1 protein-coding gene is annotated in these 255 nt (G+C 69.0%); it reads left to right on the top strand.

The genetic code is table 11. From position 1 onward, the window contains the following. On the top strand, positions 1-255 hold a 255-nt coding region (locus tag AC2YHB_RS25645), incomplete at both ends, for an AMP-binding protein (RefSeq protein ID WP_487354884.1).

Below are 255 nucleotides of genomic sequence, written 5' to 3'. Positions count from 1 at the left end.
ACTGTGATTGGTGGAAGTGGCATCGGCGGGCGCGAGACTCCGATCGTCGACACCTGGTGGCAGACCGAGACCGGTGCCGTGATGATCTCCCCGCTGCCGGGCGTGACCGCCGGCAAGCCCGGCTCCGCGATGACCGCGATCCCCGGTATCGAGGCCGACGTCGTCGACGACGAGGGCAACTCCGTGCCCAACGGCTCCGGCGGCTACCTCGTCATCACCTCGCCGTGGCCCTCCATGCTGCGCACCATCTGGGGT

Source organism: Nocardioides sp. SRI_004 (assembly GCF_057586415.1).
Note: the sequence above shows the minus strand (reverse complement) of the source record. Positions and strands in the feature narration are given on the sequence as shown.